This window comes from Bacteroides sp. L008, from assembly GCF_040812255.1.
Lineage (GTDB): Bacteria > Bacteroidota > Bacteroidia > Bacteroidales > Bacteroidaceae > Bacteroides > Bacteroides vicugnae.
Genome location: NZ_JBFNXO010000001.1, coordinates 3,656,040 through 3,671,967, shown reverse-complemented (window position 1 = coordinate 3,671,967; position 15,928 = coordinate 3,656,040). Strand labels below are relative to the sequence as shown.

Sequence of the window (15,928 nt, the reverse complement as noted above, 5' to 3'; positions counted from 1 at the left end):
GACGCAACATAAACTATAGTGCTTCTTTCGATGGACTATAGTTCTTCGAAAGAAGCACTACAGTCCGACGAATTGATTTGTGCACTCAAAGTTATTACTTTTTTCAGGTAAAGACACTAATTTGTGCATTAAATGAGGGAATACTATATGCCATATATATCCAATTAAGATTCATTAACTTATTTGCCGTAATACTTTTTAATATCTCTTGTGTATTAGCTAATAGATATCGAACTATAAACTTTAAAGACTAATATTATGGAAAAAGATTCTCCTTTTTCATCCACCGGCAGAAGGTGTATTGTAGCCCTAATGTGCATATTTGTCACAGCTCTTGTTTATGCACAGCAGCAAAAAATATCAGTTAGTATCAAAGAGCTTCCTCTTAAAGAAGCTATCAGTCAGATAGCAGAGAAGGCATCGATGAATGTAGCCTATAGCAAAGAATTTGTAGATACGAGTAGGAAAGTGTCATTGGAGGTGAAAAACACAGATGTAAACAAAGCATTAACTCTTTTGCTAAAAGGGACTAACATTGGGTTCCGTTTCTTGGATGACAGCATTTTATTTTATAATAAAGAATATCAAAATAAAAACACGTCCGAACCTGTTGATTCGCAAGAGAGTAAGAGAGAACTGTATGTGAAAGGTAAAGTTACTGATGAGAATGCGGAACCGATAATCGGAGCCACCGTGTCTGTAAAAGGATCGACTACGGGTACAATAACCGATATCAATGGTCAGTATTCCATCAAAGTACCCTATGGAAGTACACTTCGGTACTCATACGTCGGTTATCGTGAAGAAAGCATCATAGCGAAAGAAACGACAGTAAACGTAGTGATGAAAGAGAATGCTGTCAGCTTGGAAGACGTAGTAGTTGTGGGCTATGGCGTACAAAAGAAAGTAAACGTAACAGGTGCTGTATCTATGGTTAAAGCGGAGGCTATTGAGAACAGACCTATTACTAACGTAACTACGGGGTTACAAGGGTTGTTGCCCGGAGTTAGCATCGTTTCTTCTTCGGGACAGCCGGGTGCTGTGCCCAGTATCAATATTCGTGGTACGGGAACCATCAACAGTAGTACAGCACCTTTGATCTTGATTGATGGGGTAGCTGGGGGAGACATCAATTTATTGAATCCTTCGGACATTGAAAGTGTATCAGTGCTGAAAGATGCCGCCTCATCAGCCATTTATGGAGCACGTGCCGCCAATGGTGTTATTCTTGTAACTACTAAAAAGGGAGAAAAGAAAGAACGGGTAGTATTCCAATATAACGGATATGCCGGATTTCAGACTCCCACAGCATTACCGGAGCTTGTTAACGGAAGGGAATACATGGAACTCTCCAACGAAGCCATGAGTGCTGCCGGATTTTCCAAACCTTATACACAAGAGGCTTTCGATAAATATGATTCGGGACTGTACCCCAATGAATATTCCAATACTGACTGGATTGACGAAATATACAAAAGCCGGGCTTTTCAGACGGGGCATAATGTGAGTGCACGGGGTGGAAGCGAGAAAACCGGATTTTTTATGTCGTATGGTTTCTTGGATCAGGATGGGCTGATTGTAGGTGACGGATATAGTTCCAAAAGACATAATGCGCGTATCAGTGTAAACACAGAAGTGTACAATCGTTTGAAACTGAATGGGCAGATGAGCTATGTCGATTTCTACAAGAAGGACTTAGGTTATAGCGGCACATCAGGGGTATTTCGCCTGTCACAGCGTATGTCTCCGCTACTTCCTGTCAAGTGGCAAATTCCTGATGAAAACGGCCGGATGGTAGATAGCGAGAATTGGTCGTACGGTTCGGTGCGTAACCCCTTGCAGGTAGCCTATGAGTCGGGAATGGAAGAACGGAAAACTCGTGTGCTCAATGGAATATTCAATGCAGATCTCAAAATTATAGACGGATTGAATGTCGGTATGCAGTATTCTGCTAATATATACACCCGCCAGGTGGATGAGTTTAACCCGAAGATGTTGTCTTATTACTCGGACGGTAGCCCGTTGAAAGCAAATGAAGATGCCAAGGACTATATTTCCCAAAGCCATCTCGACGTTATGACCCAAACGTTGCAATTCACCCTGAACTTTAATAAAACCATAGGACGCCACGAGTTGGGAGCGTTGTTGGGATTTTCGCAAGAGTGGGAAAACCGAAGCACATTGGGTGCTACGCGTGATAATGTGATGGTTGAAGATATTCACGTTATCAGCGCCGGAATGATTAATTTCATGAATAGCGGAACAAAAGATGAGTGGGCTTTGCGCTCTTACTTTGGTCGTGTCAACTATGCTTTTGACGGTAAATATCTGTTTGAAGCCAACCTGCGTGCTGACGGAACTTCAAGATTTGCCAAGGGCAATCGTTGGGGATATTTTCCATCGTTCTCGGCAGGATGGAACTTTTCACGTGAAAAATTCATGGAGTTTGCTACTTCGGTATTGAACTCGGGTAAGCTGCGTGCTTCCTGGGGTGAATTGGGAAATCAAAATATTCCCGGTAATTACTACCCCTACTTGTCACCTATCATTACCGAGGAGTCCTATCCTATCGGAGCTTCTAATACACCTGTTATGGGACTTTGGCAGAACAAAATAGGTAATCCCGATATCAAGTGGGAAACCATTCGCATGATTAATTTTGGAGTAGACCTTAGTTTTTTGAGTAATAGACTGAATGTGGACTTTGATTGGTATAAGAAAGAAAATATTGACGCGTTGGTTCGTCCCGATGTTCCGGCTATTGTCGGGGTCTCCAGCAGTAACGTAGGCTATGTCAATCTTGGTAAGATTGATGTCAAAGGATGGGAACTCAATTTGTCATGGCGTGATAAGATCGGAAATGTAAATTACAATCTCGGATTCAATTTGTCGGATGCCCGTAATAAGATCACCGATTTGGGCGGAACTCCGGAGTCCCTGACCAGTACGGCTTCCGGTTCGTATCGTCGGGTAGGTGATCCGATAGGTGCTTTCTATGGTTATCTTACGGATGGGTTGGCACAAGTGTATGATTTCGAATCGGTGAATACAACTACAGGTAAGTATCAGAAACCAAAGTTCCCTCTTGTTGCCTCACAAAATGGCATTGTACAGCCCGGAGATATTAAGTATCGGGACATCAGTGGTCCTGACGGTGCTCCCGACGGGGTGATTGATGACTACGACAAAGTGGTATTTGGCGAGAAAGAGCCCCATTACACCTATGCAATCAAGGGTGGTTTGGAATGGAAAGGTATAGACTTCAGTTTCTATTTGCAAGGTGTAGGTAAAGTTGCCGGTTACCTTGAGGATGAGGCGCGGCATGCGTTTATCAATGACTACTCGATCCCTAAAAAAGAACATCTTGACAGATGGACGCCTATGAATCCAAATGCTTCTTATCCCAGACTTTATCAGTCGCAGGAGCACAACAGGCTCTTCAGTGACTATTGGAAAGAAGATGCATCGTACTTGCGTCTGAAGAATATTCAGATAGGTTATCGTTTTCCTGTCCGGATGGTGGCACCTCTTGGCATTAATAGTCTTAGAGTATATGCTTCGGCAGATAACTTGTTTACTAAAACCAATTACTTCGGGGCTTATGATCCTGAAGTGAGGACCACCAGCGGAGATGTCTATCCGCAAGTAAAAACCTATGTTTTTGGATTATCAATAACATTCTAACCTATTAAACGACTATAAAGATGAAATACTCAAAATACTTTTTAATCATTGCTTTATTTGGTATAGTTACCTCATGTAGTGATTTCCTGGATAGAACGAACCCTAACGAGCCGGACAATGTGACATTCTGGGTAAATGAAGAGCAGCTTAAAAATGCTTTGCCACCCTGCTATGAAGCTTTACAAAAGGACTATCTTGTGAATTGGAGCGAATCGACGGCCGAAACAGTTATGTGGGGGAATATTACCAGTGGACTAAGTAAGGTTTCGGGAGGCAAGCACTCTTATACTGACGGCTTTCCTTTTACTACCTATTGGACAGGAGCGTATAGCTATATTTATCGCTGCAATAATTTTTTAGACAATTATAATAAAGCTCAAGTGGCTCAAAACAAAAAAGACGTTTATGCTGCAGAAGTAAAAACTATCCGGGCGCTTATGTATTTTTACCTCACGACATTTTGGGGAGATGTACCTTGGGTAGGAGAAGTCATCCAGCCCGAAGATGCATATATCGAACGTACTTCCAGAGAGAAAGTCATTGACCAACTCGTCGAGGATTTGAAATGGGCGGCAGAGCGCATGCCTGAAGAAAGGTATACAGGCGATAAACTGGGAAGACTTGACCGCTGGGGCGCTTTAGCCATATTGGCACGTATCGCCTTGCAGAACGAAAGGTGGGAACTGGCTGCAAAAACGAGTGAATATATCATCGAAAACAGTCCCTATGGCCTGTATGAATACGAAAAACTATTTCATCACGAAGGGGATGTCGAGAATGATCCGAAGAATATCGAAGCCATCGTATATAGCCTTTTTGTACCCGAAGTCCGTACACAAAGTCTGCCCAATGAAACTTGTAGCCCGACAGACTATATACGTCTCAATCCAACGAAGTCGTTGGTAGATGCTTATCTGTGTACAGACGGTAAACCGGCAAAAACCGGATTGGAATATTATAAAAAGATTGGTGTGCAGACCTCATCATTATACAAGTCGCCTGAAGAGCATTATGCTGATTATTTCCAAAACCGGGATCCTAGAATGAAGATGACTTTATATGCTCCGGGTGACAAATGGCCGGGAGGAGATGACGGTGACCCTGATACAGATAAGGCCAACGAGATATTTAATCTACCTCGTTTTGCTTCATTACAAGATAATAATCGTGTGGGGGCAAATAGCCGTACAGGTTTCTATCTGAAAAAGTATAACGATATTGATTTGGCCGGCTCAAGTGTAGGTGGGCACGGTAATCTCAATGTCATCCGTTTTGCCGAAGTCTTGCTGATTTATGCGGAAGCCACTTTCGAACTACAAGGTAAGAAACTGACACAGACACAGGTTGATTACTCCATCAACAGACTTAGAGATCGTGTGAATATGCATCGTATGAACCTTGACGAACTTAGTGCATGGGGGATGGATCTCGAAACTGAATTGAGAAGAGAACGTCGTATTGAGTTGGCAGGTGAAGGTACAAGATATGCCGATGTGATGCGCTGGCGTGAAGGTGAACTTCGTTTTGGACGTGCCATCACCGGTCCCAGCCTGAAAGTATGTATGAACGATTTGGGTGCCAACCCATATCCCGATACCGGTGTAGATGAATTTGGCGATGTAATCTACGAAAAGTCTACCGCAGAAGGTGGAGCACGCTACTTCGACGCAACGAAACATTATTTGTGGCCTGTGCCTAATCCCGAACGTCAGAAAAATCCTCTGTTGGGACAAAATCCAGGATGGGAAAAGTAATCATTAAAAAATAGAAACCATGTATTCAATGAAGAAATATTTATTATTGTTTTTATGCCTGACTTTGGGCGTTGCCTATGCACAAGACACTCTACGAGTGCGGGTAATGACATATAATTTGAGATTTGGCGAACTGGCATCTTTAGAAGAACTTGCTCATCACATCAAATCCTTCAAACCTGATTTTGTGGCGCTTCAGGAAGTGGATAGCAAAACAGACCGTAAGCGTACCCCGCATCAGAAGGGGAAGGATTTTATATCCGAACTCGCCTATTATACGGGAATGTTTGGGCTTTACGGAAAAACGATTGATTATTCTACCGGTTATTACGGTATTGGAATGTTAAGTAAATATCCATATATTTCTGTTCAAAAGACAATGCTGCCCCATCCGGTCAAAGAACATGAGAGACGGGCTATGCTAGAGGGATTATTCGAAATGGGTAATGATACTATTGTTTTCACCTCTACGCATCTGGACGTTAACTCTCAAGAAACACGGGCGGAGCAAATAAAATTTATTACCGGGCATTTCAAAAATTATAAATATCCTGTAATTTTGGGAGGCGATTTCAATGCGCGTCACTACTCCGAGGCCATACGTGGTATGGATAGTTGGTTTGCCGCGAGTAACGATGATTTTGGAATGCCGGCATGGAAACCTGTGATTAAGATAGATTACTTGTTTGCTTACCCGCAAAAAGGATGGCGTGTGATTAGTACACAAACTGTCCGGTCGCTTTTGTCAGATCATTTACCGATTATTACGGAACTGGAATATGTGAAAGAAGCATCGAAAAAGAAATATTGATACTCACTTATAACATTTTGATTTTTTATGATACATACGATAATCAAGTATTTATTAATTTCAACAACGCTTTTTTTCTGCTCATGCCACAAGCCTAAGACGGATATTATCACCCCCGCCAAGCAGTTAATAGAACGTCAGATTGGGGAAAGAGCAAAGTCTATCCACTTTGAATATATCGAACCATCCGAAGGTAAAGATATATTTGAAGTGATAGCAAGCGACGGCAGGCTTACTTTAAGGGGAAGTAGCTCCGTTGCTATTTGTTACGCTTTTCATACGTACATGAAAGAAGCTTGTAAGAGCATGAAAACATGGAGCGGTGAACATCTAACATCAGTGATGCCGTGGCCCGATTATGAATTGTATGAACAAGTGTCCCCTTATGAGTTGCGTTACTTCCTGAATGTTTGTACATTCGGCTATACTACTCCTTACTGGGACTGGGAGCGTTGGGAAAAGGAAATTGACAGGATGGCTCTTTATGGTGTAAATATGCCCTTGGCTACAGTGGCCAGCGAAGCTATTGCTGAACGGGTGTGGCTGCGTATGGGATTGACCAAAGAAGAAATCCGTGAATTTTTCACAGCTCCTGCACATCTTCCTTGGCATCGCATGGGTAATCTGAACAAGTGGGACGGTCCCTTATCTGATGCTTGGCAACGTAACCAAATCGGCTTGCAGCACCAAATCCTGACCCGTATGCGCGAGTTGGGAATGCAGCCCATAGCACCTGCGTTTGCCGGTTTCGTGCCGGAAGGATTCGTACGGAAACATCCCGATACACAATTCCGGCATATGCGGTGGGGTGGTTTTGATGAACAGTATAATGCCTATGTACTGCCACCGGATTCGCCTTTCTTCCAAGAAATAGGTAAACTGTTTGTCGAAGAGTGGGAAAAAGAGTTTGGAGAAAATACTTATTACCTGTCGGACAGTTTTAACGAAATGGAACTACCTATAGATAAGGAAGATAAAGAAGCGAAATACAAGTTATTGGCCGAGTATGGAGAAACGATTTATAAATCAATTACAGCCGGAAACCCTGATGCCGTTTGGGTTACACAAGGATGGACATTTGGATATCAACATTCATTCTGGGATAAAGAATCGCTTAAAGCCTTGTTAAGCAATGTACCTGATGATAAAATGATTATCATTGATTTGGGCAATGATTATCCCAAATGGGTATGGAACACCGAACAGACATGGAAAGTACACGATGGGTTTTACGGAAAGAAATGGGTATTCAGCTATGTACCCAACTTCGGTGGGAAAAATACAATGACAGGAGATCTGGGCATGTATGCTAGTTCCTCGGTCAAAGCGTTACGTGCTGCAAATAAAGGTAACTTGATTGGGTTCGGTTCTGCCCCTGAAGGCCTCGAAAACAATGAGGTTGTTTACGAACTGTTAGCCGATATGGGGTGGACTTCAGACAGCATTGATCTGGACGATTGGATGAAGATATACTGTGAGGCCCGCTATGGGGGATATCCCGATGCTATGAAAGAAGCTTGGAAACTTTTTCGGAAAACAGCATATAGTTCTCTCTATTCATACCCCCGTTTTACCTGGCAAACCGTAGTACCCGATCAACGGCGGATCAGTAAAATCGACCTTAGTGATGATTACTTGCAGGCTATACTTTTGTATGCCAGTTGCGCTGACGAACTGAAAAACTCTGAATTATACAGAAACGACCTCATTGAGTTTGTTTCGTATTATGTAGCGGCTAAAGCTGAGAATTTTTATAAGCAGGCGCTGAAAGATGATTCGGAGAATCGTGTTCTCGCAGCGCAGCGTAATCTGCAACAAACTGTTGATTTGTTGATTGACGTTGACAGGCTGTTGGCTTCTCATCCTTTATATCGATTGGAAGAATGGGTGGAACTTGCACGTAATAGCGGAACAACTCTTCAGGAAAAAGATGCTTATGAAGCAAATGCCAAACGCTTGATTACAAGTTGGGGTGGTATTCAGGAAGATTATGCTGCTCGTTTCTGGAGCGGGTTGATTAAAGATTACTATATTCCTCGTATACAGCTCTATTTCACAAAAGACCGGAATAAAATTCGAGAATGGGAGGAACAATGGATTACATCTCCCTGGAGCAACAGTACAACTCCGTTTGATGACCCGGTCAAGGCTGCATTGGGTTTAATAGAGAAAACAAATAAGTGATAGCTTTTTATGAAAAAGATTGTATTGGCATTCGATTCGTTTAAAGGTTCGGTCAGCTCTTTTGAAATAGCGAAAGCTGCCGAAAAAGCGATTCAGGAGGAATTACCTGACTGTCAGATTATACGTTTTCCCATAGCTGATGGTGGCGAAGGGACTACAGAAGCCTTATGTTCTGCTCTTAGTGCTCAAACGGTGTCATGTCGGGTGCATGATCCATTCATGAAGCCAATCGATGTATCGTATGGTATCGCGAACAATGGTGCGATGGCTATTATCGAAATGGCTTCAGCCTGTGGTCTTCCATTGATTGATTCAAACCGGAGAAATCCAATGAAGACTACGACTTATGGAGTTGGAGAAATGGTTGCTGACGCATTAAAACGAGGGTGTCGGGAATTCATTATCGGGATTGGCGGAAGTGCAACAAATGATGCGGGAATGGGTATGCTGAAGGCTTTAGGGGCACGTTTTCTGGATAGAGAGAACAGTGAACTGGAACCTGTCGGCGAAAGTCTGATAAAAGTCCATCAAATAGATATTTCTCAATTAAATCCGGCATTGAAGGAGAGTAATTTTACGATCGCCTGTGATGTTAGTAATCCATTTTATGGAAAAGAAGGTGCGGCCTATGTATATGCTCCTCAAAAAGGGGCAACTATGCTGCAAGTGATAGAGTTGGATAATGGGTTGCGGCACTATGCACAGGTGATAAAGGAATATACAGATATGGATATATCGCAACTTCCCGGTGCCGGAGCAGCCGGAGGAATGGGAGGCGGTCTGCTTCCGTTTCTGAATGCAAAATTGCAATCCGGAATAGAAGTTATATTGAAAACTCTTCGTTTCGAAGAAGTCGTTCAACAGGCAGACCTGATACTGACTGGAGAGGGGAAACTGGATTGCCAGACTTGTATGGGAAAGGCGCTGGACGGAATCTTACGTGTCGGTGACAGATGTCAGGTTCCGGTGATAGCATTAGGAGGAGCGGTCGAAGCCACCGAAGCACTTAATAGGATGGGTTTTACAGCCGTACTTCCTATCCAGCCTTTCCCGGTAACACTTGAAGAGGCGATGCAACCGGAGTTTACGAAAGAAAACATAGAGAGAACGGTGCGACAGGTGGTGAGAATCATCAAACAATTTACTAAATAATACTCAATGACAGCGATAGGCGCATTAATCGGGCTTTCATTATCCATACTGTTAATCATAAGAAAGCTTTCTCCGACATACAGTCTGATTATCGGAGCGATAGTTGGAGGATTGTTGGGAGGACTATCTTTAAATGAGACTGTAACGGTGATGACCGAAGGGGTGAAAGAGATCACTCCGGCGGTATTGCGGATTCTGACGGCCGGAGTCTTATCAGGTATATTAATACAAACCGGAGCTACCACTGTCATTTCCAATGCAATTATACATAAAATGGGTGAGAAGCGGGTATTTATGGCATTGGCACTCGCAACTATGTTACTTTGTACTGTAGGTGTATTTATTGATGTGGCTGTGATAACTGTTGCACCGGTGGCTCTTTCGATAGGTAAGCGTTTAAACCTGTCTCCATCCGTGTTACTTATTGCTATGATCGGGGGAGGTAAGTGTGGAAATATCATATCACCTAACCCGAATACCATTATAGCAGCCGGAAATTTTAATGCAGATCTATCGGCTGTAATGTTTGCCAATATTTTACCGGCAGTGATCGGTTTGTTTTTCACCGTTTTCGTTATTGTCCGTCTAATGCCTCAAACAGTAAAAAACAAAAAAGAGGTGATACAAACTGTGAATAAAGAGGAAGAGAGAAATCTGCCGTCGCTAAGAGCCAGTCTGATTGCTCCTGTTGTTACTGTTGTTTTATTGGCATTACGCCCTATAGCAGGAATCAATATTGATCCTTTGATAGCTTTGCCGGTAGGTGGTTTGTGTGGCGCTATCTGTATGAGACAATGGAAAAATATTCTTCCAAGTATAGAGTATGGACTGCAGAAGATGTCTGTGGTAGCTATTCTGTTGATAGGAACCGGAACTATTGCCGGTATCATAAAGAACTCTTCTTTGAAAGACTGGATTCTTACAGGATTGGATCATGCTCATATTAGTGATGTGTTGATTGCTCCTATATCAGGCGCATTGATGTCAGCGGCTACGGCATCGACAACAGCCGGAGCGACATTGGCTTCTTCTTCGTTTGCTGAAACGATATTGGCTATAGGGATTTCTGCGGTTTGGGGGGCAGCTATGATTAATTCGGGGGCTACAGTTCTTGACCATTTGCCACATGGTTCGTTCTTTCATGCAACAGGAGGCGTATGCGAACTCAACTTTAAGGAACGTCTGAAGTTGATACCTTATGAATCGCTTATAGGGATAGTGTTAACTGCCGGAACGACTATTTTATATATAATAAGTAATTAAAAGAATAAAATATATGAATCCGAACAAACGGTTACTTTCACTTGATGTACTTCGGGGTATTACTGTTGCCGGGATGATCTTGGTCAATAACACAGGAAAGTGTGGGTATAACTTTGCTGTTTTTACACACGCCAAGTGGGATGGCTTTTCGCCAGCCGATCTGGTATTTCCGATGTTTATGTTCCTGATGGGTATTTCGACCTACATCTCTTTGTGTAAGTATAACTTCCAGTGTCGACCGGCTATTGCGAAAATCATAAAAAGAAGTCTCTTGTTAATATTTATTGGTCTGGTTATGGAGTGGTTCATTACATCAGTAGATGGTGGTAACTATTCTGATTTGAGTCAGCTCCGGTTAATGGGAGTGATGCAACGGCTTGGTATTTGTTATGGCATTACAGCCCTGTTGGCTGTAACAATACCGCATAAGCGGTTTATGCCATTAGCCATCATCTTGTTGGCTGTCTACTTTATTTTTCAGTTATTTGGAAACGGATTTGAGAAAAGTGCGGATAATATCGTCGGGATTGTTGACTCGGCTATTTTAGGGTCTAATCACATGTATCTTCAAGGCCGGCAGTTTGTCGATCCCGAGGGGATACTTAGCACGATTCCCGCTGTATCTCAAGTGATGATAGGTTTTGTTTGCGGAAAAATAATCATCGACATTAAAGACAATGACCGCCGGATGCTGAATCTATTTCTTATAGGTACCACTCTGTTGTTTGTCGGCTATTTGTTAAGTTATGCCTGTCCTTTGAATAAACGTTTGTGGTCTCCTTCGTTCGTTTTGGTCACTTGTGGGATCGCAGCATTGTCATTGGCTTTGCTGCTCTATATCATTGATGTGAAGCAGAATAAAAAGTGGTTTTCATTTTTCGAAGCATTTGGAGCGAATCCGCTTGTAATCTATGTGTTTAGTTGCATAGCCGGAGGATTGCTTGTGCATTGGCATATCCATACGGCTGTATTCAGTAATTTGCTTAACCCATTATTCGGAAATTACTTTGGTTCATTTATGTATGGTGTGTTTTTTCTGTTGTTCAATGGGCTGTTGGGGTATGTTTTATTAAAAAGAAAAATCTATATAAAATTATAAATCAGAATGAAGAGAAAAAGTGTATACATGTGTCTGGTTATGTTTTTTATGTCGTTGGCTCTTCAGGCTAAAGACAAAGACGTAGCTGTTGCCGAAGCATTAGTGAAACGTTTGCTGCCGTCATACATCGAGAGTTTTCAGTTTCAAAAGTTAAAAGGGGAGAAAGACTGTTTTACGGTAGAGTCCGTCAAAGATAAGATTGTAATCGGTGGAAACAACGCCAATTCAATGGCGATGGGACTGAACCATTACCTGAAATACTACTGTTTAACTACGGTATCGTGGTATGCGGATATAGCCGTTGAAATTCCTGATGAATTGCCAATGGTTGGCGAGAAGGTCGTTTCGGAAGCGAGAGTGGATACTCGCTTTTTCCTGAATTATTGCACGTATGGTTACACGATGCCTTGGTGGCAATGGAAAGAATGGGAACGCTTTATTGACTGGATGGCCCTTAATGGCATAAATATGCCTTTGGCAATCACCGGACAAGAAGCTGTGTGGTATAAAGTCTGGTCGAAAATGGGAATGTCGGACATCGAAATACGCTCTTACTTCACGGGACCGCCGTATCTGCCCTGGCATCGGATGGCTAACATAGATGGTTGGAACGGTCCGTTGCCGATGGAATGGCTGGAACATCAGGTAAGTTTGCAGAAAAAAATACTCGCACGTGAGCGTGAATTGAATATGAAGCCCGTATTGCCAGCCTTTGCCGGACATGTCCCTGCCGATTTAAAGCGGATTTACCCCGAGGCCGATATTCAGCATTTGGGCAAATGGGCAGGTTTTACTGATACATACCGTTGTAACTTTCTGAATCCTAACGACGCTTTGTTTGCGAAAATTCAGAAACTATTTCTTGATGAACAAAAAAAACTTTTCGGAACCGATCATATTTATGGCTTAGATCCTTTCAATGAGGTTGACCCGCCAAGTTTCGAACCCGAATATTTGCGGAAGATAGCTTCGGATATGTACGCCACGTTGACGGCTGCCGATCCCAAAGCCCAATGGATGCAAATGACATGGATGTTTTATCATGACAAAGAGAAGTGGACATCTCCGCGAATAGAAGCTTTACTGACGGGTGTTCCGCAGAATAAGACGTATCTGCTCGATTATCATTGTGAAAATATTGAACTTTGGAAAACGACTGATAAATTTCATGGACAGCCTTATATCTGGTGTTATCTGGGCAATTTCGGAGGAAACACAACTTTGACAGGTAACGTCAAAGAAAGTGGCGCACGACTTGAGAATGCTCTCATTAACGGTGGAGACAACCTTAAGGGAATCGGCTCTACGCTGGAAGGATTGGATGTTGTACAGTTCCCTTACGAATACATCCTTGAGAAAGCATGGAACTTGAATGTAGATGATAACAAATGGATAGAATGTCTGGCTGACAGACACGTAGGATGTGTATCGCAACCTGTGCGCGATGCTTGGAAAATATTATTCAATGATATTTATGTACAGGTGCCGCGTACATTGGGCACTTTACCCGGATATCACCCCGTATTGAATAAGAATAGTGAAAAACGGACTAGTAATGTGTACAGTAATGTTGAACTATTAGAGGTTTGGAGAAAACTGAACGAAGCGCCTTCTGACCGGAGGGATGCTTTTCGTCTGGATTTGATTACTGTAGGCAGGCAGGTGCTTGGAAACTATTTTCTTGATGTGAAAATGGAGTTTGACAGGATGGTTGAAGCTAAAGATTATCAGGCTTTGAAAGCTTGTGGCGAAAAAATGAAGGAAATATTGAATGATTTGGATAAACTGAATGCCTTTCATCCTTACTGTTCTCTGGATAAATGGATGGATGATGCGCGGAAGATGGGGGATTCTCCCCGGTTGAAAGACTATTATGAAAAGAACGCTCGCAACTTGATTACTACTTGGGGAGGAAGCCTGAACGATTATGCCAGCCGTTCATGGGCAGGACTGATAAGTGATTATTATGCAAAACGTTGGGAGGTGTATATCAATACATTTATCAATGCGGCTGAGAAAGGTGTGGAAGTGGATCAGCAACAACTTGAAGATGAGTTAAAAGAAATAGAAGCTGGTTGGGTAAATGCAACTGATAGGAAAGATATTCGGAAAGATGTTCCTTCAACAACTGACGGATTGCTATCATTCTCCACCTTTTTATTCAGCAAATATCAAAGACTGGTGAAATAAACAAGAGGCCTGTTTCATTTATTGTTCGCGATTTATGCTATATCAGAAAGAATTAATATATTTGAAAATAAGGGCTTGATATCATAAGCTTTTTGTTTTCATATTTAAAATGATTAAGATGTCCCAGAAATACTCACAGGATGAAGCCCAAGCTTTGGTTAAGGCTCTGAAAGAGGGGAACCAGCTGGCATTTAGTATTGTATACAAGACATATGCGGCGCAGACCTTTTCTTTGGCATTTAAATATTTGCTGAATAAGGAATTGGCTGAAGATGCTGTGCAGAACTTATTCTTAAAACTCTGGCTGAAAAAAGAAGAGATCGACGAAACAAAACCTATAAACAGATACCTTTTTACGATGTTGAAGAACGATCTGCTCAATACGTTGAGAGATTCAAAGAAAAATATCTATTTACTTGAGGATTGCCTTTCAATGGTTTTGGAATTGGAAGACAATTCTCAAAACGAAAACCTTAAGCAAGAACAAATGAACATTATACAACAAGCTCTTGAGCAACTTTCGCCGCAACGTCGTAAGGTTTTTGAAATGAAAGTTTCAGGAAAATACTCCAATCAGGAAATAGCTGATAAACTTAATCTTTCGATAAATACAATTAAATTCCAATATAGCCAATCTTTAAAGCAGATTCGCTCGATAGTGGGAGAGCTTAGCCTACTGTTACTTTATTGTATGATGTAGTTCTATCACTTTTACGGATATGGAACGTTCTTTTGAATTAACACGGTTTAACGTAGTCTGTATAATACTTTTTTGTAACAGTGTGTATTACTAATAGATATTGAAATATGAAATCAAAAAAGAAACATACAAGTCAGGACTTTGAAGTGGTTGACGGCATCGGAAAATATATTGATGACGACATTCAGAGGATAGTAGAAGGCAAACAGCTCGAACTGGGTGGCAGAGAACTGCCTCCTTTTGATGAATATCGCATTTATAAGAATATTCAGGAAGCCGTAATGCAGGAAGAAAAACGAAAGAACAGGAGAATCAGAATGCCATTGTTATTTAAGTGGACGGTGGCTTGTGCTATTGTTTTGCTTGTGATAAGTGCGGGATATAATTATTATCAAAGCCACAGTGAGGCAAATCTTGTTTATCGTGAAGTCTGTGCTGTAAGAGGTGAAAAGCTGCTTGTATTACTTCCTGATGGTAGCCGGGTGTGGTTAAATGCCGATTCTAAATTGACTTATCCGGAACAGTTTGCGAAATACAACAGGAATGTTATGCTGGAGGGAGAGGCTTATTTTGAAATAGCAGAAAATAAAAAATCACCATTTCAGGTACTTGCCGAGAATGTAAAAATACAGGTGACAGGAACGTGCTTCAATGTAAAAGCGTACGCTTCGGATAAGGTAGTAAAAACTACACTCGACGAAGGAAGTATCAATATCGGACATGTGCAAAGCCGTAGACCTATGCAGCAAATGCTTCCCGGGCAAACGGCCGTTTATGAAAAAAGGAGTAATGTAATAAAAATAAAAACTGATAGATATCACGATGATGCTTCGAGTTGGAAGAGCAACCGGCTTATTTTCAGAAATGCATCACTGAAAGAAGTGCTTACAACACTTTCGCGGCATTTTGATATAGAGATTACAGTTAAAAACGAAAAGATTGCTTCGTTTACATACAACTTCGTTTGTAAAGGGAACGACTTGAACTATGTGTTGGAGGTGATGCAATCAATAACACCGGTTAGCTTTAAAAAAATATCAGAATATGCATATACGGTTGAATAAGTAAACTTAATCTAATAACAAAAACAA

The 15,928-nt window shown here is 41.8% G+C and carries 10 protein-coding genes; all 10 read left to right on the top strand.

The annotated features are described in order from the left end of the window. Positions 1–258: 258 nt before the first annotated feature. Positions 259–3,684 carry a TonB-dependent receptor gene (locus AB3G73_RS14790; RefSeq protein ID WP_148365577.1) on the top strand — a complete coding sequence of 1,142 codons (3,426 nt, stop codon included), beginning with the start codon at positions 259–261 and terminating at the stop codon, positions 3,682–3,684. Positions 3,685–3,704: 20 nt separating this feature from the next. Beyond that, positions 3,705–5,438 (top strand): RagB/SusD family nutrient uptake outer membrane protein, encoded by a 1,734-nt coding sequence (locus AB3G73_RS14785; protein WP_217720973.1) that lies wholly within the window; start codon positions 3,705–3,707, stop codon positions 5,436–5,438. A gap of 19 nt (positions 5,439–5,457) precedes the next feature. Then, the gene (locus tag AB3G73_RS14780) at positions 5,458–6,249 is read left to right on the top strand and encodes an endonuclease/exonuclease/phosphatase family protein (RefSeq protein WP_148365575.1); all 792 of its coding nucleotides are present in this window, start codon (positions 5,458–5,460) and stop codon (positions 6,247–6,249) included. 27 nt (positions 6,250–6,276) lie between these two features. Next, a complete protein-coding gene (locus AB3G73_RS14775) occupies positions 6,277–8,433 on the top strand; it encodes an alpha-N-acetylglucosaminidase (RefSeq protein ID WP_195650228.1) in 2,157 nt (718 codons plus the stop codon). A gap of 9 nt (positions 8,434–8,442) precedes the next feature. Continuing rightward, positions 8,443–9,585: a glycerate kinase gene (locus AB3G73_RS14770; RefSeq protein ID WP_234133068.1), complete on the top strand. Its 1,143-nt coding sequence runs from the start codon at positions 8,443–8,445 to the stop codon at positions 9,583–9,585. A 6-nt stretch (positions 9,586–9,591) separates the two neighbouring features. Further along, the gene (locus AB3G73_RS14765; RefSeq protein ID WP_148365572.1) at positions 9,592–10,848 is read left to right on the top strand and encodes a GntP family permease; all 1,257 of its coding nucleotides are present in this window, start codon (positions 9,592–9,594) and stop codon (positions 10,846–10,848) included. Positions 10,849–10,861: 13 nt separating this feature from the next. Then, positions 10,862–11,947 carry an acyltransferase family protein gene (locus tag AB3G73_RS14760; protein ID WP_367745160.1) on the top strand — a complete coding sequence of 362 codons (1,086 nt, stop codon included), beginning with the start codon at positions 10,862–10,864 and terminating at the stop codon, positions 11,945–11,947. Positions 11,948–11,953: 6 nt separating this feature from the next. Then, a complete protein-coding gene (locus tag AB3G73_RS14755) occupies positions 11,954–14,137 on the top strand; it encodes an alpha-N-acetylglucosaminidase (RefSeq protein WP_367745159.1) in 2,184 nt (727 codons plus the stop codon). 118 nt (positions 14,138–14,255) lie between these two features. Beyond that, a complete protein-coding gene (locus tag AB3G73_RS14750) occupies positions 14,256–14,837 on the top strand; it encodes an RNA polymerase sigma factor (RefSeq protein ID WP_367745158.1) in 582 nt (193 codons plus the stop codon). A gap of 107 nt (positions 14,838–14,944) precedes the next feature. After that, positions 14,945–15,901, top strand: a complete 957-nt coding sequence (locus AB3G73_RS14745; protein WP_148365568.1) for a FecR family protein — start codon at positions 14,945–14,947, stop codon at positions 15,899–15,901. Positions 15,902–15,928 lie beyond the last annotated feature (27 nt).